This is a genomic window from Paraburkholderia rhizosphaerae, from assembly GCF_004366595.1.
Taxonomy (GTDB): domain Bacteria; phylum Pseudomonadota; class Gammaproteobacteria; order Burkholderiales; family Burkholderiaceae; genus Paraburkholderia; species Paraburkholderia rhizosphaerae.
In genome coordinates, this window is record NZ_SORE01000004.1 from 334,100 (window position 1) to 355,950 (window position 21,851).

Sequence of the window (21,851 nt, forward strand, 5' to 3'; positions counted from 1 at the left end):
GACGCGCCGCCGCGCAACACGACGGATGCATCGGGCGTGTCGCGTAGCTCGCCGTTCAGGCCGCTTCGCGCAGTTGCGCGGCGATTTCCGCCTCGCTCAGTTGCGGCGCGAACATCTCGATCAGACGATACGCGTACGCGCGCAGAAACGCGCCTTTGCGCAAACCGACGCGCGTCGTGCTCGCTTCGAACAGATGCTGCGTATCGAGCGCGACGAGTTCGCTATCGCGCTTCGGATCGAATGCCATCGCCGCGACGATGCCCACGCCCATGCCGAGTTCGACGTACGTCTTGATCACGTCCGCATCGATTGCGGTCAATACGACGTCGGGCATCGCGCCGACCTTCGAGAATGCCTGGTCGACATGTGAGCGGCCGGTAAAGTCCTGCTCATACGTGACGATCGGATACTCGGCGATCTCTTCGAGCGTCAGATTCTTGCGGCCGACCAGCGGATGATCCTTCGGCACAACGACCACGTGATGCCACGAATAGCACGCAAACGTGACGATATCCGGGTAGCGGTCGAGCGCCTCGGTCGAAATGCCGATATCCGCTTCGCCATTGATAATCATCTGCGCGATCTGCTGCGGGTTGCCCTGGCGCAGCGCCAGATGCACTTTCGGAAACACGTCGGTGAACTGGCGAATCACTTTCGGCAGCGCGTAGCGCGCCTGCGTGTGCGTGGTTGCGACGACAAGGTGGCCGTTGTCCTGGTCCGCGTATTGGCGCGCGACGCGGCGCAGGTTCTCCGCGTCGAGCAGCATCCGTTCGATCAGCTGATGCACCGCCTTGCCCGGCTCGGTAAGTCCGGTGAGCCGCTTGCCGCGGCGAATAAAGATATCGACGCCGAGTTCGTCTTCGAGGTCCTTGATCTGTTTCGATACGCCGGATTGCGACGTGTACAGCACATTCGCGACCTCGGTCAGGTTCATGTTCTGGCGCACGGCCTCGCGCACGAAGCGCAACTGCTGGAAGTTCATGGTTGTCTCCGGTCTCGCCGCGACAAAGCGCGCAAAGTGGCATTGGTATCGGTTGATCGCATTTTCAAGCCTGATGTCGTTCTTCGGCGCGCTCGCTCGCTAGCACGGCGCCGAGCATTACAGCGCGCGCGCGGGAAATACGCGCAGCACGCGCGGCACCGCCGTGACCGGGTCGCCGACCGCGAGCCGCAGTTCGCGCCAGGCTTCGCGGTCGAGCTCCGCTTCCAGCACGGCGGCGCCGCGTCCGTCCGCAGCCGCCGAAGGTCCGTCGAGCCCTTCAAGCTCGACGCGCACCGAACCGCCGAGCGTCACGACGCGCCGCACGCCAAGCGTAATGCCGTCGCGATGACCGTCCGCTGCGCGCGGGTACAGCACGAGGTCGTGTGGACGCACATAGGCGAGCGCCGGGCCTTCGAAGTCCGCCTCGGTCGCAATCGGCTGCGCGGCGCCGTCGGCGACGAAACCACGCCGGTCGACCGTGCCGCGCAGACGGTTCGCCGCGCCAAGGAATTCGTAAACGAACGACGTCTGCGGATGATCGTACACATCCTGCGGGCTGCCGACCTGCTCGACATGCCCGTGGTTCATCACAACGATGCGGTCCGCGACTTCAAGCGCTTCTTCCTGGTCATGCGTGACGAAGATCGTCGAAATATGCAGATCGTCGTGCAGGCGGCGCAGCCAGCTGCGCAGTTCCTTGCGCACCTTCGCGTCGAGCGCGCCGAACGGCTCGTCGAGTAGCAGCACCTTCGGCTCGACTGCGAGCGCGCGCGCGAGCGCAATGCGCTGGCGCTGTCCGCCCGACAACTCCGACGGATAGCGCGGCGCAAGCCAGTCGAGTTGCACAAGTTTCAATAGCTCAAGCACCTTTTCGCGAATCACCGCTTCCGACGGCCGCTCGCCGCGCGGCTTCACGCGCAGCCCGAATGCGACGTTCTCGAACACGGTCATATGCTGGAACAGCGCGTAGTGCTGAAACACAAAGCCGACCTGGCGCTCGCGTGCGCGCACATCGGCGACGTCCTGGCCTTGCAGCACGACCTGCCCGTCGTCCGCGAATTCGAGCCCCGCGATCACGCGCAGCAACGTGGTTTTGCCGCAGCCGGACGGCCCGAGCAGCGCGACCAGTTCGCCAGGAGGAAAGTCCAGCGACACGTTGTCGAGCGCGGTGAAGTTGCCGAAGCGTTTGTGCAGGTTACGAACGGTGATACCCATCTTTAGCGACTCCTTATTGGACCTTTCGGGCGGCGGCCGCGCCGGACGGCGCCGGCGTACCCAACGTGCCCAACGTACCCGACGTGCCCGTCATGGCGGATGCGGCGGACCCCGCCGCCGGCGCGTGCGCGCCACTGCGCTGCGCGCGCGCGTCCGCCGACATGTGACGCTCGGCAAGCAGCTTGAGGCCAAGCGTCACCAGCGCGAGCAAAGCGAGCAGCGACGCGACGGCGAACGCCGCCGAGAAGTTGTATTCGTTATAGAGAATTTCGACATGCAGCGGCATCGTATCGGTCTGACCACGGATATGCCCCGACACCACCGATACCGCGCCGAACTCGCCCATCGCACGCGCGTTACACAGAATCACGCCGTACAGCAGGCCCCACTTCACGTTCGGCAACGTCACGCGGCGGAAGATCTGCCAGCCCGATGCGCCGAGCACATGCGCGGCTTCTTCTTCGTCGGTGCCCTGCGCCTGCATCAGCGGAATGAGCTCACGCGCGACAAACGGGAACGTGACGAACACCGTCGCAAGCACGATACCGGGCACCGCGAAGACGATCTGCACATCGTGCGCCTGCAGCCACGGACCGAACCAGCCCTGCGCGCCGAACAGCAGCACATAGATCAAACCGGAAATAACCGGCGACACCGAAAACGGCAGATCGATCAGCGTCGTCAGCAGCGCCTTGCCGCGGAACTCGAACTTCGCGATACACCACGACGCGACGAGGCCGAATACCAGATTGAGCGGCACCGCGATCGCCGCGGTCAGCAGCGTCAGCTTGATCGCGGACAACGCGTCGGGGTCCGCGAGCGATTCGAAGTAGAACGCCAGTCCCTTGCTGAGCGCCTGATAGAACACCGCGGCAAGCGGCACCACCAGAAACAGCACCAGAAACAGCAGTGCGATGCCGGTCAGGATCCAGCGCACCGCGCGCGGCTCGGTAACCGGATCGTCGCGGCGCGCGGCGCTGGAAGCGGCACGCCGCGTATTCGACAGCGCGACGGATTCGCTGCTCATCGCGCACCTCCGTCCTGGATGCCGGCCAGTGCCTGCGCGGGTGCCGCGGGCGCGGCGGCGCTACGGCTCGTGCGTCGCTGCAAATACCACTGCAGCGTATTGACGAACAGCAGCATCAGGAACGACACGATCAACATCACCACCGCAATCGCCGTCGCGCCTGCATAGTCATATTGCTCGAGCTTCGTGATGATCAGCAGCGACGTGATTTCCGACTTCATCGGCACGTTGCCGGCGATGAAAATCACCGACCCGTATTCGCCGAGCGCGCGCGCAAACGCCAGCGCGAAGCCGGTTAGCAGCGCGGGGAACACCGCCGGCAACACGACGCGCCGGAAGGTCAGCCAGCGCGATGCGCCAAGGCACGCCGCCGCTTCCTCCTGTTCACGCTCGAATTCCTCGAGCACCGGTTGCACGGTGCGCACGACGAATGGCAAGCCGATAAACGTCAGCGCGACCAGCACGCCAAGCGGCGTGAACGCGATTTTCAAACCGAGCGGTTCGAGAAACTGCCCGATCCAGCCGTTACCCGCATAGACCGCGGCGAGCGAAATGCCGGCCACCGAGGTCGGCAGCGCGAACGGCAGATCGACGATCGCATCGACAATGCGCTTGAACGGGAACGTGTAGCGCGTCAGCACCCACGCGACCAGAAAGCCGAACACCGCATTGATCAGCGCGCCGCCCAGCGCCGCGGTAAACGTCAGCCGGTATGACGCGAGCACGCGCGGCGACGCGACCGCGCGCACGAACTGGCTCCAGTCGAGCGTCGCGGTCTTCAGAAAGGTGGATGCGAGCGGAATCAGCACCACGAGGCTCAGATACGCCACCGTGATACCGAGCGTGAGGCCGAAACCAGGTAATGCGCTCGGCTTGCGGAAGGTCAACGTCGTCATGCGAAATATTCTTTCCAGGTTGGGCGTGGCGGGTCATCGGCAACCTGTCGCCACGCGAGCCTTCGATCACAACACAAACTCAAAAGCGCGCCCGAAGGCGCGCGCCTGCCCTGCTGCATCCGCCGGATGCAGTGCGGGACTACTGCGGCTGGTAAATCGAGTCGAACACGCCGCCATCGGCAAAGTGAGTCTTCTGCGCATTCGTCCAGCCGCCGAACGTGTCGTCGACCGTGTACAGCTTGAGCTTCGGGAACTTCTCGGTCAGCGCGGCAGGCACCTTGTCCGAACGCGGACGGTAGAAGTTCTTCGCCGCGATCTCCTGCCCTTCCTCGCTATACAGAAACTTCAGGTACGCTTCGGCGAGCTTGCGCGTGCCATGACGATCGACCACCTTGTCGACCACCGCGACCGGCGGCTCCGCGAGAATGCTCACCGACGGCACCACAATCTCGAACTTGTCTGGCCCGAACTCCTTCAGCGACAGGAACGCCTCGTTTTCCCACGCAATCAGCACGTCGCCGATGCCGCGCTGCACGAAGCTCGTCGTCGCGCCGCGCGCACCGGAATCGAGCACGCCCGCGTTCCTGTACAGCTTCGCGACGAATTCCTTTGCCTTCTGCTCGTTGCCGCCCGGCTGATGCAGCGCGTACGACCATGCCGCCAGATAGTTCCAGCGCGCGCCGCCCGAGGTTTTCGGGTTCGGCGTGACGATCGATACACCCGGTTTGATCAGGTCGTCCCAGTCCTTGATGTGCTTCGGGTTGCCCTTGCGCACCAGAAACACGATCGTCGACGTATACGGCGACGCGTTGTCGGGCAAACGCTTCTGCCAGTTGCGGTCGATTAACCCTTTGTTCGCAAGCGCGTCGATGTCGTACGCGAGCGCCAACGTGACGACGTCGGCCTGCAGGCCGTCGAGCACCGAGCGCGCCTGTGCGCCCGACCCGCCGTGCGACTGCTTGAACGTGACCGACTCGCCGGTCTGTGCCTTCCATTCCTTGCCGAACGCCGCGTTGATGTCCTGGTAGAGCTCGCGCGTCGGGTCATACGACACGTTCAGCAAAGTGGTATCAGCATGCGCCTGTGCCGCGACACCGAGCGTCGCAGCCGCACTGACGGCGAGCAAAGCGAAGAATTTTTTCGCGCGTCCTGCAAACCCCGTATTCCGATCGACCATTTCTGCTCTCCGCTTGTCGGTTGTTCACAGGCCGGGCGCTGCGGCGTCGCCGCGTTGTCTGCCGTGCCTGTCATCGATTTGCGGCCAGTCTATCCGTGGGGCTTCATCATTAAAAATAATGTTTCTTCATTCTTTAATACGCAAAAGTGGTAATGACGGCTGGAAGCGGCGTTAGCACGTGAAATCCGCTGTCGGAGCGCCGCCAATCGGCGGTCTGGCGGCGGGGGTTGGGCCGGTATCCGAACCTGGCCGAACCAGGCCTAACGATGGCCGCACGATGGCTGACCGCGTTCGAAAGGTTGCGCGACGGGCATGCGTCGCGGGCATGCGTCGCGTGGCATGCGTCGATTACCAGGTTTCGGGGATTGCTGGCGTGTGAGCGGCCGGGTAGTTTCGCGCGTGGCCAGCGACCGACGCGCGAAACAGGCGACATTGCTGGCGACATTCGCATCCCTACGGTCAAAGGCGCCATGTCGAACGAACTGAAGCTGCTGTTTTTCTATTTGCTGCGCCGTCAAAGCGCGGGCGACGGCGCTCCCGCGACCGTGGCCGGATTCAACGCCGGCAAATGGCAGGTCTGTCGTATCGGCAAGCGCGGCGTTCGACTGTACGAGAGCGCCGCCGCAAACATCTTTTGCAGTGGGACCGCGCTTCCGAAGAACAAGGACAATCTCGCGCTTGTGATGATCGGAGCGCCGACGGAATGGGAACTGGGGCTGTGCGTCGCGAACCAGATCAGCACCGTCTACTACCTGGATGCGGCGAACAATGTGTGCTGCAAGGACCTGTCCCAGGCGCTGTCGCATGGACTCTTTCCGGAGCGCGAGGTGCTCGGCGCGCTCGGCGTCGTGCCCCGCTACGACGTCAACTTCAATGCCTGGCGAACCTGGTATATGCAGCAGATTCGAAGCGGCCCCCGCCTCGCGTGGAATCCTCGCCAGGCATTCGACGCGTTCAAGAGCGCAGTCAATAAGGCTCAGGCAACCGTCGCGTCAGCCGACCCGCTGAATTTCGACAGGTTGCCGTTCTTCGAAGGACTTCCCCGCGCCGGCATCAACCGCCTTTCGATGGTGCATCGGGACGCGATATTGATGAAGCTCGCGTGCGCGCTGGTTGGCGTCGGGTGGTCGTCGAAAGAGCCCGATCTGCATCTGCGCGCGGGCACGCTCGGCAGCGGCAATAACATCGGCGCGGTGCTGACCGATGAACAAAGCCGCATCATCTGCTGGAGCCTGAACGTGGCCGGCGACGGAAACGGCCCCACGTGCCACGCGGAATGCGCGCTGGTGCGCGCGCTGATCAACAAGCTCGGCCGCGTGCCGGACAATTGCCGTTTGTATACATCGCTTGAGCCGTGCTACATGTGCGGCGGCATTCTCGCGACGTTCTGTCCGACGTGGAAGGTCTATTTCGGCCAGTCCGACAAGACGATCAAGAACAATGCATTGAAGCGAGAGGTGAATCGCTCGTCGCAACATCAGGTGAAGGCGACCTCCGCGGTTGCGATCGAAAAGCTTTATGTCGACAAGAAATGGGGTAGCGGCCAGACGCTGAAGTTCCTGCGCCACAACGACACGCGTGACGCGTTCCTTCGGCTCGCGCTGGTTCCCGACACCATGCAGCAACGTTACACGGAGTTGAATACGCCGCAATTCGTCGATGTGACGCCGGACCGGTCGACCTGGGTCGGCCGGCTCGGGCTGGACCTGCCGAAAACACGCGCCGTGTCTGTCGCGCCGATCGCGGCGGCTCACGCGCGGCGCCTGTCGCTGTCGCGAGACGCGCTCGATCTGGCCACGAGCCCACGTACGCTTGCCAGGCCGCGCCAGATATACGTGACGGGCGGCGGTGGGTTGGATGAGGAACTGGCGCTCGTCACCGACTGCGTGGGCTTGCTGAGCGATCTGTTGAAGAAGGGCTATATCCGCAAGCCGGTCGTGTCGACTGCGACTTGACGACGCCGTGGCCGGCGCGGCCACCGCGTCGCGCACCGCCCGGTGCGTGGCGGCCACCAAACGAGCTGACCGGCGCGCGATGGCGGAACCCCTCTGTTCGCTGCGCGCGAAACCGGGCTCGCGACCCCCGCCTCGCTTCTTGCGCGCCGGCGCTGCCCGGACGCCGACGTAGCGCAAACCCGCCAACCTCAGACGCCCGCCGAGCGTTCGCGATCAGCGAAAATTTCCCCGTCGTTTGCGAGCAACTTAAAGTAAAACTTGAATTGCGCCGGATACTGTATAAAAATACAGGCACCTGTTTATCTATACAGTGTCGCCATGACCAAACTCACCGCACGACAGCAGCAGGTTTTCGATCTGATCCGCCGCGCGATCGAGCGCACCGGCTTTCCGCCCACGCGCGCCGAAATCGCGGCCGAGCTGGGCTTTAGCTCGGCCAACTCGGCGGAAGAGCATCTCCGGGCACTGGCCCGCAAAGGCGTGATCGAGCTTGCGGCCGGCGCGTCGCGCGGTATCCGGCTGCTCGCCGGGCAGGACGACGCGCCCCATCAGTTCACACTGCCGCACGCGGGGCTGATGCAGCTATCGCTGCCGCTGGTCGGCCGGGTCGCGGCCGGCAGCCCGATCCTCGCGCAGGAGCATATCGCGCAGCACTACGCGTGCGACCCGGCGCTGTTCTCGAGCAAGCCCGATTACCTGCTGAAGGTGCGCGGCCTGTCGATGCGCGATGCGGGCATTCTCGACGGCGACCTGCTCGCGGTGCAAAAGCGCACCGAAGCGAAAGACGGCCAGATCATCATTGCGCGCCTTGGCGACGACGTCACCGTCAAACGGTTGAAGCGCCGGCCAAACGGCATCGAGCTGATCGCCGAGAACCCCGATTACGAAAACATCTTCGTCGAGGCCGGCAGCGCGGATTTCGCGCTCGAAGGCATCGCGGTCGGTTTGATCCGGCCGAGTGAATTCTGATAACTCGCGTTGTTTTTGCGGCTGTTGTTTTCGGCACTGACTTGCGGCTTTCTGACTCGCGGCTTTTGACTCACAGCTTTCACTCGCGGCTGTGACCTGATGTTGCCCGCCAGCATCGCCCGCTCTGTTACCCGCAGTCGCCCACTTATGCCGCGGAACCCTTTTGCATTGGAGAGATTCATGGAACGCCTTGCCCGCCTGCTGCCCTTCCGCCAGTTCGGCCGTTTGCGCCATCTGCGCAAGCTCGCGCCGTGCGCGTCGCTCGACGCTGTCAATGCACCGCGCACGGGCTCGCTGTTCGATTTCGACGAGCATGAGCGGGGCACGGCTGCGTCATCGCTTCCGTCATCCATGCCTGCGTTCGCTCGCGTGTCGCTGAATGCGGGACTCAACGCGGAACCCGCCCGGCGCGCGCCGGTGCGGGTGTATCACGGGCCGTCGCGGCTGATCATGGTGGGCACGGTCGACGCGGTATGCCGGATGATCGACCGCGCAATCGCGGAAGAACACGCGGCCGCGCAACCGGCCTGATCGGACCAGCATCGCGTCGCCGGCTTGCGCAAACGCATTGCTCGGGATCGTTTTTGCGAGAATGGGGTCCACGTTAACCACCCCATTTGAAGGAATGTCCCGCACGATGAAGGTTCGTCCCTGCCGCGCCAAGCGCGCGATGCATCACAGCAGCAACGGCAGTATCAAACGGTCGATGCTGGCCGCGCTGGTCGCCCTTGTCGTTCTGGTTGCGTTGGCATTTGTCTATGCATCGCCGTATATCGCGCTTAACCGTCTGAAACGCGCGGCCGACGCGCGCGACGCGGAAACGGTCAATCAGTATGTCGACTTTCCCGCCTTTCGCGACAGCCTCAAGCAGCAGCTTGTGATACTGCTCAAACACAGGCTCAGCGATGAAAGTCACGGCAATCCGCTTGCCGCGCTGGGCGCGATGATCGGTGTCGCATTGGTAGGACCGCTGGTCGATGCCTATGCAACGCCGGACGGCGTCGCCGCATTGCTGAACGGCATGCCGCCGCGCGGCGAGCCCGGCGAGCGGCCGCCCGCGCCGCCCGATGCGCGTGCGCCCGCCGACGCGCAGAATGGACAGACCGGCGCTGCACCGCCGCCAGCGCCGCCGACGCCACCGGCGAACAACCCGTCAGAACCGCCGCAGCCGCCGCAAACCACGGCCGGATACCGCGGTCTCAACGAATTCGTCGTCACCTATCAGCATGGCGTCGGCGATACGCGCTATGCAGCGATCTTCCATCGCGACGGACTCTTCACGTGGAAGCTCGTCGGCGTCGATCTGAACGGTTGACGTTTGTCGTTGCTTCGATGCGGCCGCTAACGTTGCCGTTACGCTTACGCCGTTGCCCTTACGCCGTTGTCCCTACGCCGCAGCCGGTTGCTGGTCGTCCGAACACGCGACCAGAATGCTGCACGACACGCGATCGAGCAGCGGCGTGTTGCCCGCGCCCATCCACCAGCGCGACAAGCCATGGCGGCAGCGATGGCCGACGACGACCAGATCGACCTTCAGTTCATCGGCAAGCGCCGCGATTTCATCAATCGGATGACCAAACGCGAAATGCCCATGCGCGGTGACGCCGCGCTCGGTCAACCAGTCGACGCCTTCTTGCAGGATGTCGCGCGCAGTCTTCTCGAAGCTGCCGCACGCGACATCGGTTAGCAGGCCCGCGCTTTGCGCAATGCTCGAACGCATGTCGACCACCGACAGCAAATGCGTCTCGGCCTTCAGGTCCAACGCGAGATCCGCGCCGCAACGCAATGCCTTGCGGCCTTCGCGCGAGCCGTCGTAGCACAGCAGAATTTTCTGGTAGCTCGCCATCCTGGTTCTCCCTTCCGCGCCGATCGCGGACGTCGAGTCAATCATGGTGCGCCGCAATTGCGCTTGCAAGGGATGGAAAACGCTAACTGTGCGCAGCGCGTCAGAAGCGGGATGCCGCAGCGCAAGAAAGCCGTTGCGCGCGTGTGGCCGCTCTCGCGGCGCTCACCGATCATGGCCTAGAATAGGCAGCCTTTCAGAGCGGTCCCGCACCCGGCCTCGCAGTTGGGCTTGCGGTTGGGCTCGCAGTTAGCCTTGCAGCGCGTCTCGCAGTTAGCCTCATATTTCGCGTCTTGGCGGGCCCCGACCCGGCACCACAATCAGTTGGACACACTATCGCGCCCGCTGTTTCGCAATCAGGCGCGTGAGATCGACCCTGTTCCACTATTCGACGCCCATCGCCTTTCACCATCGGACACGTCTCGTTCATGCCTGAAGCCGCCATCGAATTTCATCAAGTCGAAAAACGCTACGGCGGCAAGAAGGTCGTCGACGGACTGTCATTCGATGTGCGCGTTGGCGAGTGCTTCGGCCTGCTCGGCCCGAACGGCGCCGGCAAAACCACCACGCTGCGCATGCTGCTCGGCATCGCCGCGCCCGATGCCGGCGCGATCCGTCTATGCGGCGAACCGATCCCCGCCCGTTCCCGTATCGCCCGCGCGCGCGTCGGCGTGGTCCCGCAGTTCGACAATCTCGACCCGGACTTTACGGTCCGCGAGAATCTGCTCGTGTTCGGCCGCTACTTCGGCCTGTCGTCCAGGGAAACCCGCGATCTCGTGCCGTCGCTGCTCGAGTTCGCGCGGCTCGAAAGCAAGGCGGATGCGCGTGTCGCCGAACTGTCGGGCGGCATGAAACGGCGGCTGACGCTTGCCCGCGCGCTGGTCAACGACCCGGATGTGCTGGTCATGGACGAACCGACCACCGGCCTCGATCCGCAGGCGCGTCATCTGATCTGGGAACGGCTGCGCTCCCTGTTGTCGCGCGGCAAGACCATTCTGTTGACCACGCATTTCATGGAAGAGGCCGAGCGGCTGTGCGACCGGCTGTGCGTGATCGAAGAAGGCCGGAAGATTGCCGAAGGCGCGCCGAAGGAGCTGATCGCGTCGGAGATCGGCTGCGACGTGATCGAAGTCTATGGTCCCGATCCGCTTGCGCTACGCGAGGAACTGGCGCCGTTCGCGGTGCGCATCGATATCAGCGGCGAGACGCTGTTCTGCTATGTCGACGACCCGCAGCCGGTGCATGCGCGGCTCAAGCAGCGCGCGGACTTGCGCTATCTGCACCGCCCCGCGAACCTCGAAGACGTATTTCTGCGGCTCACCGGCCGCGAGATGCAGGATTGAATCGACCATGGATGCACGCTCGTACGACACGCCCGACCACCCGCTCAAACCGATGCGTGAACGCTTTGCCGCGCTGCCCGCCAATCCGCTGAACTGGGTCGCGGTATGGCGCCGCAATTATCTGGTGTGGCGCAAGCTCGCGATCGCATCGATGTTCGGCAATCTCGCCGATCCGATGATCTATCTGTTTGGCTTGGGCTTCGGGCTTGGGCTGATGGTCGGACGCGTCGATGGCGTGTCGTATATCGCTTTTCTCGCGGCCGGCACCGTCGCGTCGAGCGTGATGATGTCGGCGAGCTTCGAGTCGATGTATTCGGGCTTTTCGCGAATGCATGTGCAGCGCACGTGGGAAGCGATCATGCACACGCCGCTCACGCTCGGCGATATCGTGCTGGGGGAGATTATCTGGGCGGCGAGCAAGTCGGTGCTGTCCGGCGCGGCGATCCTGATTGTCGCGGGCCTGCTCGGCTACGCGGAATTTCCGTCGACGCTTGTCGCGCTGCCGGTGATCGGACTCGCGGGTCTGTCGTTTGCGAGCCTCGCGATGATCGTCACCGCGCTTGCGCCGTCATACGATTTTTTTATGTTCTATCAGACGCTGGTGCTCACGCCGATGCTGCTGCTTTCCGGCGTGTTCTTCCCGGTATCGCAGTTGCCGCCCGCCGCGCAGTATGCAACGCAGTTGCTGCCGCTCGCGCATGCGGTCGACCTGATCCGTGCGGCGATGCTCGATCGGCCGCTCGATAACGCGGCGCTGCATGTCGCCGTGCTCGCGTTTTACGTGATCGTGCCGTTTCTGATTTCAGCCGTGCTGCTGCGCCGCCGGATGATGCGCTAGCCGCGCGGGCGCGCCGCCGGCGAGCGTCGCGGCCGGCGGCGGGCCTTCGGTCAGTCTTCGTCGTCCGACCACGGGATATCGACATCGGAGATAAACGCGACCGTCGCGAACGGCCCGCCTTCCTGGCGGCCGATCTTGCCGTCCGCGCGATGCCATTCGACGCGAAACACGGTGCCTGGATCGTCGGCCAGCAGGCGCACGGTGCGCACCTCGTCCGGATCCGCGTCTTCGACCGGGCCGTCGAGCGAGACCAGCAACGCCTGCGGCCATACACCGTCAGCCGGATCGTAGATACGGTCGCCGTCCGGAATCAGCGTGGATACCTCGACGCCGATCGTCGCGGATGCGTCGACGATCATCTTGCCGAGCGCCCGCAGCAACGCTGTCGCGCGCGCGGAATTGGCCTGCCGGATCGCGAGGTCTCCACGTGTGAGCGCCTGCTCGAGCTTCGGATTGGTCTTCTGTTGCGCCATGCGATGTCCTGTGTGGGATCGTCTTGTTGACTGTGTGAATATGAATAATTGCCGGTCCGCGCTTGTCGAGCCGCGCCACCGCTGTCCGCGGCTAACCGACGGTGCACCGGAACCGCCCTCTGGTCCAGCTTGCGTGCTTGCGGCGCGTCATCGGCGACCCGCCGCTCCCCGTTCGCACGTGCTCCGGTTCACCCAGTTTAGTTCGAGATTCGACCGTGTGAGGCCGACTGAAACTGGCTGAAACTGTTGAAACCATCTGAAATGGATTTTGAAACCGTTTCGACGCACTGCGATAAGACCATTTGCCGCACCAGACTACGTTTGCGCGCCGTGCGGAGCCCGCTTCTGCCCGCTTCACAGCGGCGTTCACCGACGTTTTCCGCGCCGAGGTTCACAAACCTGAAGCGACCGCCAGCAGCCCCGCCACGATGCCAAACGCGACCACCGCCGCTGCGACGATCGCGAGCAGACGCGGTTGGAACGAGCGCGCGAGCATCACCAGCGACGGCACGCTGATCGGAGGTAAGGTCATCAGCAACGCGCCGGCAGGGCCGACGCCCATGCCCAACGCTAGCATCGCCTGGATGATCGGCACTTCGCCTGCGGTCGGAATCACGAACAGCATGCCGGCGACCGCAAATGCAACGATCCACAGGATGTCGTTGCCGATTGCCGGGCCGATATGAGGAAACAGCCACGCGCGCGCCGCGCCGAGCAGCAGGATCAGCACCACGTACTCCGGTACGAGACGCACGGCCATGCGCGTGAAGATAGACAGCCAGCGGACGAACGCGTTGCCGTCCTGTTGGCGCGTGATCAGTTCGGCCACGCGCGCGTCGGCCGCGTGCGCTTCACCCGGCGTCACGAGCCGGTTCACCAGGTAGCCGAGGCCGAACACCATCAGCACCCCCAGCGCAAGCCGCAGGCCCGCCCATTGCCAGCCAAGAACAAAGCCCATGAACACGAGCGTTGCCGGATTCAGTACCGAGTTGCCGAGCCAGAACGCGATGGCCCCGCCTGGGGATGCCTCGCGCGCGCGCAATCCGACGACAACCGGCGCCGCACAGCAGGTGCACATCATGCCCGGGATCGCGAGCATGCCGCCTGCCGCGACACTGCCGAAACCCGTCTTGCCGAGCGCCTTCGCGACCCAGTGCGCGGGCAACAGCGCCTGCACCGCGGAGCCGAGCAGCAGGCCGAGCACCATCGCCTGCCAGATTGCCTTGCCATAAGCCCATGCATAGCCGAGCGCGGCATCGAACGACGGCGCGGGCGGGCTCGCCGCGCTCCCCATCAGGATCGACGTGCCGATCGAATGCGTCGACGCCGCGGTAAAGGCGCGGTGATAGTACGGAAACCACTTCACATAAAAGAGCCCTGCAATCGCAAGCAACAGGAAAATGAGCCACCCCGACGCCGGGGCCGCTTGTCTGGTCGTGTTCATTTGGCTTGTCCTCTGATGCGTATGTTGTTGGATTCGCTTGTTTGTTGTTCGGATGCTTTTGACTGCGTGCTTTTTTGACTGCCTGCTTTTTGACTCGCATCGCGAAGCGGACGCGGCTATGCACGATGCGTTGCGTCGTCGCGATGTGCGTTGCTAACGTCTGTTGCCGGTTTCGCTGATCATGCGGCCATTATGTCGCCACGTGCGCTGCGGTCGATTCGTTGGTGGTCGTGGACAACGGTGCGGACACCTGCGCGAGCAACGCTTGCGCCTGGCTCACTGTATCGCCGCTGGTCGGCCGGAACGTGAAGTGCTGCGCATGCGCGAGCTGGCTGAAGTGTTGCCGGCTGCTGCGCTGATACGCAGGGTCGTAATGCCGCTCGAGCAGTTCGTGAGCCAGTTCCCGGGGCGCGCGTTCATCGATCAGTTGCTGCCAGCGCATCACCTGCTCACGGCTATGCAAGCCGATCAGACGACTGAGCTGCTGCTTGAATCCGGCTGGATCGTCGAACAGGTGTCCGTAATCTTCGAGCAGGAACGCAACCCGTTCATCGAACGCCACCCGAATCTCGATGCATGCGCCTTGATGGAAGCGCTCGAGCAACGCATCGGGCAACGTGATCGCGCCAATGCGCCGGCTTTCGGATTCGACGAACACCGGCCGGGCCGGGTCGAATTGCGCAAGCGCGCCAATCAGCGCGCTGTCGAATGCCTTTTGCGACGGCTGCGGGTGCCCCGGCCAGGCGCCGAGCAGCGAACCGCGATGGCGGGCCAGGCCTTCGAGTTCAAGCACCTGCGCGCCGGCGTCGCGCAGCGCGTGCAGTAGCCGCGTCTTGCCGGTGCCGGTACGGCCGACAAGCGCGATGTAGTCGAAACGCTTCGGCAATATCGCGAGCTGTTCGACCACCGAGCGACGATAGCTCTTGTAGCCGCCGTCCAGTTGCCGCGCCTGCCAGCCGATCATGTTGAACACGGTTGTCATCGATCCGGAGCGCTTGCCGCCGCGCCAGCAATAGATCAGCGGACGCCAGTTGCGCGGCCGGTCAGCGAAGGTCGTGTCCACATGGTGGGCAATATTGCGCAGTGCGAGCGCGGCGCCGTGTTGCGTCGCTTCGAACGGTGACTGCTTGTACATCGTGCCGACGATGACCCGCTCTTCATTCGACAATACCGGTGCGTTGATCGCGCCCGGAATGTGATCTTCGGCGAATTCGAGCGGCGTGCGCACGTCGACGATTTCATCGAAGCGCGCAAGCTCGGTGAGCGGTACAAGCAGGCTTTTCAATTTGGCAGCATCTGGCAGAAGGGGCATTTCCGTGCGCATGCGTCGCCCGCGCCGGATCGTGAGAATCTGTGATTATCTCATGCGCTGGCGCCGGCACGGCGCGTACGGTCCGACATCCGGCTGACAGTCGAGCGTGCACTGCGCCGTTCGAGCGCCGATGTCGATCGTCGCGGGACGAAAGCGGCGACCATCAGTAGAATGTCGCTCCGGTGCCCAGGCGCGCAGTCGATTGGCAATGTACGGCGCGCCTGCCGCAGGGTCGCCTGCCGCAACGCTTCTCTGCATTTCACACTCCACCTTCGTTCCGTCCGCCCGATGCCAGACTCACCGTCCGCCGCCCCGCGTTCAGAAGACCCGTCGCTGATCGTGCTGCTCGTCGGTGCCGCATTCTTCATGGAAAATCTCGACGGCACGATCATCGCCACCGCATTACCGCAGATGGCGCGTTCATTCGGCGTGCATCCGGTCGATCTGAGCATCGGCATCACGTCGTATCTGCTGACGCTCGCGGTGTTTATCCCGATCAGCGGCTGGGCCGCGGACCGCTTTGGCGTGCGCAACGTGTTTACCGCTGCGCTCGCCGTCTTTACCGCGGCATCGGTCGCATGCGGGATGTGCGACGGCCTGGTCAGCTTCACCGCGGCGCGCATCGTGCAGGGCATCGGCGGCGCGATGATGGTGCCGGTCGGCCGCCTTGCGGTGCTGCGCGCGACGCCGAAAGACGACCTGATGCGCGCGATCATGTTCATCACGTGGCCGGGACTCGTCGCGCCGGTCATCGGCCCGCCGCTCGGCGGGTTCATCACCACCTACTCGTCGTGGCGCTGGATTTTCTATCTGAACCTGCCGCTGGGTCTGGCCGGCATCGTGCTGGCATGGCGCTTTATCCATGCGGCCGGCGACACCGAGCGGCGTCCGTTCGACGGGCTCGGCTTCTTGCTGTGCGGGCTTTGCGGCACCGCGATCATGTATGCGATGGAGTTGCTTGGCCGTGTCGATACGCGTTGGCCGCAAGCGCTGACCTTTGTCGCGCTCGGAGCGGCCGCGGGTATCGCAGCCTTCTTTCATGTGCGGCGCACGCCGCATCCTGTCATCGATTTGCGCGCTCTGCGCGTGAAGACGTTCGCGGTATCGATGGCCGGCGGATCGCTATTTCGCGTGTCGATCAGCGCGGTGCCATTTCTGCTGCCGCTGATGTTCCAGCTCGGCTTCGGCATGGACGCATTCCGTTCCGGGCTGCTAACACTCGCGGTGTTTGCCGGCAATCTGTCGATGAAACTCGTGACGAGCCAGGTGATGCGGCGCTTCGGCTTTCGCTCGGTGCTGCTCGTCAACGGCGTACTGGCCGCGCTGTCGCTGGCCGCGATGAGTCTGCTCAAGTCCGATACACCGTACTGGATCATCGTCGCGGTGCTGTTCGCGAGCGGGCTTGTCCGTTCGTTGCAGTTCGGTGCGATCAATACACTGAGTTTCGCCGATGTGCCGAAGCAGCAGATGAGCGGCGCATCGACGCTGTCGAGCACCATTCAGCAATTGACGATCGGCATGGGTGTTGCGCTCGGCGCGATTGCGCTGCGCATGGCTGCGTGGCTGCACGGACACGGCGCGCAATCGGTCACGACCGCCGATTTCAGCGTCGCGTTTCTGCTAGTGGCTGCAGTCGGCCTGGTGTCGATTCTCGACGTGTTCGGGCTCGATGCGCGCGCGGGTGCGCATGTCAGCGGACACCGCACGTCCGGCACCGGGGCTGCGCAGTGAAAACCGAAGACCTTGAGCTGCTGGTGACGCGTGTGATGCCGTTCGGCAAATACAAGGATCGGGTGATCGCCGACCTGCCGGGACACTACCTGAACTGGTTTGCGCGTGAGGGCTTTCCACCCGGGGAAATTGGACGGCTGCTGGCGCTGATGCACGAAATCGATCACAACGGACTCAAGCCATTGCTCGATCCGCTACGACGCGCGCGATAGCGCAGCCGGCGATTGCCGGGCATGCAATAACTGTCATATTGCCGACACGAAGCCATCTGAAGCCCACGGTTTCGTAACGGATTGTTATTTTCGACGGCTTGAAATCAAACTTTTAAGCGGATACTGTAGTGCTGCGCCTGATCTCCAAGGAACCTTTTTCATGCGCAGCCCCGCCCCCGACTTTCGGCGGGGTTTTTTTTCGTCAGCGTGGTGTCGGTGTTGCGCTGCTCGCGCGCGATCCGTGTGGTCCGCGTAGTCCGTTCGCGGGCAGCAGGTCGACCAGCCGGCGGCCTTCTGCATAGCCTGCGTCGCGCGCTTCATCCTCGCTGCGAAACGTGCTGACCATTTCCTGGTACCGTGTGCTCTGGCCGGCAAGATGCGCGTCCGCGCCGTGCCGGCAAAAGTAAGCGGTGTAATGCCAGAGCGTATCGGGTGCCGGCGGTCCGTACGCCAGTACGGGCAATACCCAGACTTCGTAGCCGTTGTGCTCGATGCGGTCCCACATGGTCGGCTCCCGGTGACGATTCATCAGGAATCCTAGCATGCAGCGCAGGCTTCGGATGAAGCGGGAGCGGGACGTCGGGCGCGCGGGCGATGTTCGCACACCCGACGTATCTGTGGACGTGCCGCGCGTGCCCAGGACGAAAGCGCGCGATGCGAGCCGGCGCGGGTCAGTTAGTCGGTTGCGGATCCGGTTTGGTCGGGTACGTTGTCGCCAAACTGGATCGTCACGTAGAAACGCATCGCGGCAACCAGCGGGGTCGCGCCGTGTGCCCGGAACCGCGGTGCATCCACGGTCGGCCCGGCGCCCCATCCGAGCTGCTCGGAATAGCCGACACAGATCCGCGCGTGCTCGATAATCGGACCGCCGTGCGTCCAGTCCGTCGACGGCGCGAACGCGGCCTCCAGCGCGCCGACGGGATCGCCATCGCACGCCGGTTCTTCGATCCAGCAAAAACCGTCGTCGACGCGCGGCTTGGGCAACTGCGCCACACGCGCGACCCAGTAATCGAGCAACGGGCCTTCCAGATCGGCAACGTTCATGGGTTATCCCTTGGGTTCAGCGGCAAAGCTGAATAGTAGCTTTTGTTGGATGTCGATGCCGTGTCTACCGGCTAACGCGCGCGGGGTCGGCGTGTTGAGCGGGTACTGTGTTCATGAGCGGATGCACTGCGCGATGCCGTCGGAACCTCGAAACGACCTGTCCGCTGCGGCGAGCGGCAAGTGGAAACTCGCAGAACGAACGGATAGAAAAGCAACCGATCCTTCCGTTACTTCGTTCTTTTAGGAAGTACCTGGCACACCGACATCGAAACAGCATAAATAAGCAGCGTACCAATTGCATGCACAACAATCTTGTACAAACCCAGTTCGATTGATTCCCGGAATGAAAAGAAGGCAAAGAACAGAGATGGCCAGATGCAGATAAAAACTATAGATTTCCCATTAAAAATCAGGTAATCGACAAATATAAACAATATGAAAACCAGCAAGGTCCCCACTATTACATACGGCCAGCCCCCCATTAGATAGAGTGAACCGAGTCCAGTCGGGGCAATAATCAACCCTTTTCCGTAGGCCAGAACCTGATCCGCAAAATAATAGGCAATCGTATCCAGATAAACAGGTTTTCCGGGCCACATGCCTCGGGGAATGATCGCATACGCCTGGTTGAAAAAATACTTGAAACCTACAAAGTGGATCTGTGAACTATAAAATAGCAGATTCAACGATTGCACAGGAAAGACGGTATCGCGAGTATAGATCGCAATCAATTCTGTGCTACCCGCGTTTAGCGCGTCGCCATACCGGACCATCGCGAGCGCTGTGAGACCCAGCGTACCGAGCACGAGGTAAAGAACAAGTTGCCGTTCGCGAATAATCCGCAGCGAGTATGACGCCAGCAACACTGGAACAATCGCAGCAATGAGGTAGTTACGTGCACCGCCTAGCGTCAGAAAAAGCGCCATGCCATACGCGATTACGATCAATAGCGAGGTCAGCATCGACGATAGCCGCGGTTTTTTAAACAGACGCAAAACCGCTACTGAGACGATCGCATATGAAAGTATCGAAAACAGTCCGGTTCCTGTATTGGACTCGAAGCGTGACCCGTAGTTACCGACATTCAGGGCGACACCTTTCGTGTGATAAAGACCGGCGATACAGGCGACCGATACTCCGGTTGCCACCAGCATATATACGCGGCCTCTGGATGAACCGGCGAGCCGTGCTAGCAAGGACAGCCGGTGCTCGATGGGAGCCAGCCGGAACGCCCGGCGAACGAGATTGCAGAGCATCACACACGTAACGAATACGCCTGCGATGTACGATATTTCCCAATCGCGAATCGGATACTGCCAGTCCAGATCGAGAAATAAATTGCTTGCCGCGTAAAACGGAATCCACAAAATACAAATGATGTAGAAGGCCGATATCCCAAAAAAAGTAAAGCCTGGGTGACTCCTCCATCTTCTCAAAAAACCGCAGTAGAAGCCCGTACAGATACAGAAAAGAATAAATGTCATCCCGCGGCGCTCACAGTGTTGGTGATGCGCGCTATTCTCCTATTACCTCAAGGAAATAACCGTATTTTCCACACGAAATTTTACAAACACGATAAGCGTAATTATGAGATTAACAATCTTCACGTTTCAAACCACGGAATACCAGCTTGAGGCTTTGCATGGCGACTAGAAAAATCGACCTGGCGCGACGAGACAGCCTCGTGGCCGTGGTAGGCGCAGGATTGTCGTTAGCCGCGAATGCCGCATCCGAAAACGGCGGCGGTCCGCGGGAAGCGCCATCGGACACGGTACAAGTACTCGACGACTACGCGTCGCTTAGAGCGTACGAAGGCGCCGCCCGCTCAGTATTTCTGCGGCACGCCGGAACAGCCGGACTATTCACCGAGCATGAGCAGGATCGCGTCTCGGCCGATGACGGGGGCACGATCATCGTGGCCGCCGACCATCGGCGCTGGAGGCGGGTTTTCAGCGGCTCAATCGATGTAGCATGGTTCGGCGCGACTGGAAATCCGCAAACAAGTGACCACCGTGCAATCCAGGCCGCCATTGACGCCGCTTGTGCGCTTTCCGCCGGACCGGTGCTATTGGGAAGAAGCCATGCGTTATCGCATCCGGTTGTTGTCCGACCCGGCGTTTCTCTTATTGGGCGAGGCCCCGCGTACGCCGGCGGCGAACCTTATAGTGTTATGCCGGGCACCTTTATCAGAGGCCTGCCTGACTTTAATGGCGATGCGTTGTTCCGAGCCGCCATCGCCGCTCCGGACAACGTGCTCACCGCTGTGCAGTTCGAACAGTTCCGGATCGATCTTTCGCATTGTCGTGCGCACGGCTTTTTGCTGGAGGACGTGTATGACGGCGTGATTTTCCGCAATATCCATGTGGTGGGGACGCACGAATCGAGGCGCGCGTGCTGGCTAACTACCGGCCACTACGGCCTTGGTCAAACCGCACTCTTTGAGAATTGCCAATTTCTCGGGAGAAAGGGCTCTCCCGGTAACGTTGCCCCTTTCAGGGCCGATGGCTTGAATGAATCGACATTGGTTAATTGCAAATTTTTCGGCGCTTCGGGCGGGACCACGGCTAGTACTGGAGCCGCCATTGAACTATCCGGGTGCAGCGGAGTGACATTGCTCAACTGTTCGTATGCGTTCGCTGCGACCGGAGTATCGATCGAAGATAGTCCACGACGAAAATCATTCGGAATACGAATTCAAGGTGGGACATTCGAATCGCTGACGCATTGCGCGGTGAGAATCCGCGCCGCGCACGGACGACGGATCGATTCCGTTTCGTTGCGTGATCCAAGATTCTACGATTCTGCATTGACGTTCCCGTTCGCGATCGACATCGACGACGTTCAAAACGGATACTTTGACACGTCGTTCAAGAAAGCACTCGTCGGCAAAAACGCCGATCAACTGACGATCGCTTCGTGCCGGCAAGCTCTCGTTTCGAGCGCAGGTACGAACGTTCTCGTGCTTGGCAAACCAGATCGCTCCAGTCATTTCTACGGATTTGGCAGCAATGTTCGCGTGAACGGTGCGGTAGAGGTGGATGGAGTTGCAATGCTTGCGGGCGGTATCCGATATCGTTCCCGCGTCCTGAAGGAAAGCAGCCAGCGAATCGACAGTGCCGATACGATCCTGCTGCTCAAGTGCGATGAGCCGACCCGATTTGCATTGCCGCCATCCCGATCGCAGACCGTTGAATCCGGCCAGGTGCTTTTCTGTAGAAACATCGGGCGATCAGAAGTGACGTTGACAGCGGTCGAATCGGATTCAATCGATGAATTACGCGCGGCGGCAATACAGCCGGGCGCGGCCTTGATCCTCGCGAGCGATGCGGCCGGCGGCTGGTGGAGCGTTCGCGCGTAGCTACGATCGACGCAACGGAATGGCCGCGAAAA

General features: G+C 62.3%; 21 protein-coding genes. 9 read left to right on the forward strand and 12 right to left on the reverse strand.

Annotated features, from left to right (window positions below; genetic code table 11):
• Positions 1 to 55 precede the first annotated feature (55 nt).
• From BX592_RS07375 to BX592_RS07395, 5 genes are all read right to left on the reverse strand, one after another.
• Positions 56 to 982 (reverse strand): CysB family HTH-type transcriptional regulator, encoded by a 927-nt coding sequence (locus BX592_RS07375; RefSeq protein ID WP_134191005.1) that lies wholly within the window; start codon positions 980 to 982, stop codon positions 56 to 58.
• Positions 983 to 1,099: 117 nt separating this feature from the next.
• On the reverse strand, positions 1,100 to 2,197 hold the full coding sequence (locus BX592_RS07380) for a sulfate/molybdate ABC transporter ATP-binding protein (RefSeq protein WP_134191006.1): 1,098 nt from the start codon (positions 2,195 to 2,197) through the stop codon (positions 1,100 to 1,102).
• 13 nt (positions 2,198 to 2,210) lie between these two features.
• Complete coding sequence (gene cysW / locus BX592_RS07385) at positions 2,211 to 3,224, reverse strand: sulfate ABC transporter permease subunit CysW (RefSeq protein WP_134191007.1); 1,014 nt, start codon at positions 3,222 to 3,224, stop codon at positions 2,211 to 2,213.
• Positions 3,221 to 4,120: a sulfate ABC transporter permease subunit CysT gene (gene cysT, locus BX592_RS07390; RefSeq protein ID WP_134191008.1), complete on the reverse strand. Its 900-nt coding sequence runs from the start codon at positions 4,118 to 4,120 to the stop codon at positions 3,221 to 3,223. The genes cysW and cysT overlap by 4 nt, the downstream gene beginning before the upstream one ends.
• A gap of 139 nt (positions 4,121 to 4,259) precedes the next feature.
• The gene (locus tag BX592_RS07395) at positions 4,260 to 5,297 is read right to left on the reverse strand and encodes a sulfate ABC transporter substrate-binding protein (protein ID WP_134191009.1); all 1,038 of its coding nucleotides are present in this window, start codon (positions 5,295 to 5,297) and stop codon (positions 4,260 to 4,262) included.
• 470 nt (positions 5,298 to 5,767) lie between these two features.
• Here BX592_RS07395 and BX592_RS07400 point away from each other — a divergent pair, with 470 nt between their 5' ends.
• From BX592_RS07400 to BX592_RS07415, 4 genes are all read left to right on the forward strand, one after another.
• Positions 5,768 to 7,252 carry a cytidine/deoxycytidylate deaminase family protein gene (locus BX592_RS07400; protein ID WP_166676314.1) on the forward strand — a complete coding sequence of 495 codons (1,485 nt, stop codon included), beginning with the start codon at positions 5,768 to 5,770 and terminating at the stop codon, positions 7,250 to 7,252.
• A gap of 318 nt (positions 7,253 to 7,570) precedes the next feature.
• Entirely contained in the window at positions 7,571 to 8,221 is a 651-nt protein-coding gene (gene lexA, locus BX592_RS07405; RefSeq protein WP_134191011.1) for a transcriptional repressor LexA, read from the forward strand.
• Positions 8,222 to 8,401: 180 nt separating this feature from the next.
• Entirely contained in the window at positions 8,402 to 8,752 is a 351-nt protein-coding gene (locus BX592_RS07410; protein ID WP_134191012.1) for a hypothetical protein, read from the forward strand.
• Positions 8,753 to 8,891: 139 nt separating this feature from the next.
• Positions 8,892 to 9,536, forward strand: coding sequence for a DUF2939 domain-containing protein (locus BX592_RS07415; RefSeq protein ID WP_243849374.1), 645 nt, complete (start codon positions 8,892 to 8,894; stop codon positions 9,534 to 9,536).
• 72 nt (positions 9,537 to 9,608) lie between these two features.
• On the opposite strand, the gene BX592_RS07420 is transcribed toward BX592_RS07415, so the two are convergent.
• A complete protein-coding gene (locus tag BX592_RS07420; RefSeq protein ID WP_134191069.1) occupies positions 9,609 to 10,067 on the reverse strand; it encodes a universal stress protein in 459 nt (152 codons plus the stop codon).
• 425 nt (positions 10,068 to 10,492) lie between these two features.
• Between BX592_RS07420 and nodI the strand changes: the two genes are divergently transcribed.
• Positions 10,493 to 11,407 (forward strand): nodulation factor ABC transporter ATP-binding protein NodI, encoded by a 915-nt coding sequence (gene nodI / locus BX592_RS07425; protein WP_134191014.1) that lies wholly within the window; start codon positions 10,493 to 10,495, stop codon positions 11,405 to 11,407.
• A gap of 7 nt (positions 11,408 to 11,414) precedes the next feature.
• Positions 11,415 to 12,245 carry an ABC transporter permease gene (locus BX592_RS07430; RefSeq protein ID WP_134191015.1) on the forward strand — a complete coding sequence of 277 codons (831 nt, stop codon included), beginning with the start codon at positions 11,415 to 11,417 and terminating at the stop codon, positions 12,243 to 12,245.
• 50 nt (positions 12,246 to 12,295) lie between these two features.
• On the opposite strand, the gene BX592_RS07435 is transcribed toward BX592_RS07430, so the two are convergent.
• The 3 genes from BX592_RS07435 to mnmH all read right to left on the reverse strand — a co-directional run bounded on the left by BX592_RS07435 (position 12,296) and on the right by mnmH (position 15,447).
• On the reverse strand, positions 12,296 to 12,718 hold the full coding sequence (locus BX592_RS07435) for a hypothetical protein (protein ID WP_134191016.1): 423 nt from the start codon (positions 12,716 to 12,718) through the stop codon (positions 12,296 to 12,298).
• A 391-nt stretch (positions 12,719 to 13,109) separates the two neighbouring features.
• Positions 13,110 to 14,162: a permease gene (locus BX592_RS07440; RefSeq protein WP_134191017.1), complete on the reverse strand. Its 1,053-nt coding sequence runs from the start codon at positions 14,160 to 14,162 to the stop codon at positions 13,110 to 13,112.
• Positions 14,163 to 14,352: 190 nt separating this feature from the next.
• Positions 14,353 to 15,447, reverse strand: a complete 1,095-nt coding sequence (gene mnmH / locus BX592_RS07445) for a tRNA 2-selenouridine(34) synthase MnmH (protein ID WP_134191018.1) — start codon at positions 15,445 to 15,447, stop codon at positions 14,353 to 14,355.
• A 315-nt stretch (positions 15,448 to 15,762) separates the two neighbouring features.
• On the opposite strand from mnmH, the gene BX592_RS07450 reads away from it, so the two are divergent.
• Both BX592_RS07450 and BX592_RS07455 read left to right on the forward strand, forming a co-directional pair.
• Complete coding sequence (locus tag BX592_RS07450; RefSeq protein ID WP_134191019.1) at positions 15,763 to 17,205, forward strand: MFS transporter; 1,443 nt, start codon at positions 15,763 to 15,765, stop codon at positions 17,203 to 17,205.
• The gene (locus tag BX592_RS07455) at positions 17,202 to 17,417 is read left to right on the forward strand and encodes a DUF3820 family protein (RefSeq protein ID WP_134191020.1); all 216 of its coding nucleotides are present in this window, start codon (positions 17,202 to 17,204) and stop codon (positions 17,415 to 17,417) included. Before BX592_RS07450 ends, BX592_RS07455 begins: the two co-directional genes overlap by 4 nt.
• A 202-nt stretch (positions 17,418 to 17,619) precedes the next feature.
• On the opposite strand, the gene BX592_RS07460 is transcribed toward BX592_RS07455, so the two are convergent.
• The 3 genes from BX592_RS07460 to BX592_RS07470 all read right to left on the reverse strand — a co-directional run bounded on the left by BX592_RS07460 (position 17,620) and on the right by BX592_RS07470 (position 19,945).
• The gene (locus BX592_RS07460) at positions 17,620 to 17,946 is read right to left on the reverse strand and encodes a hypothetical protein (protein WP_243849364.1); all 327 of its coding nucleotides are present in this window, start codon (positions 17,944 to 17,946) and stop codon (positions 17,620 to 17,622) included.
• A 146-nt stretch (positions 17,947 to 18,092) separates the two neighbouring features.
• Complete coding sequence (locus BX592_RS07465) at positions 18,093 to 18,461, reverse strand: phage protein NinX family protein (RefSeq protein WP_134191021.1); 369 nt, start codon at positions 18,459 to 18,461, stop codon at positions 18,093 to 18,095.
• A 227-nt stretch (positions 18,462 to 18,688) separates the two neighbouring features.
• Positions 18,689 to 19,945 carry a WzyE family oligosaccharide polymerase gene (locus BX592_RS07470; protein ID WP_134191022.1) on the reverse strand — a complete coding sequence of 419 codons (1,257 nt, stop codon included), beginning with the start codon at positions 19,943 to 19,945 and terminating at the stop codon, positions 18,689 to 18,691.
• A gap of 158 nt (positions 19,946 to 20,103) precedes the next feature.
• Here BX592_RS07470 and BX592_RS07475 point away from each other — a divergent pair, with 158 nt between their 5' ends.
• Entirely contained in the window at positions 20,104 to 21,819 is a 1,716-nt protein-coding gene (locus BX592_RS07475) for a hypothetical protein (RefSeq protein WP_134191023.1), read from the forward strand.
• The last annotated feature ends 32 nt before the right edge of the window (positions 21,820 to 21,851 follow it).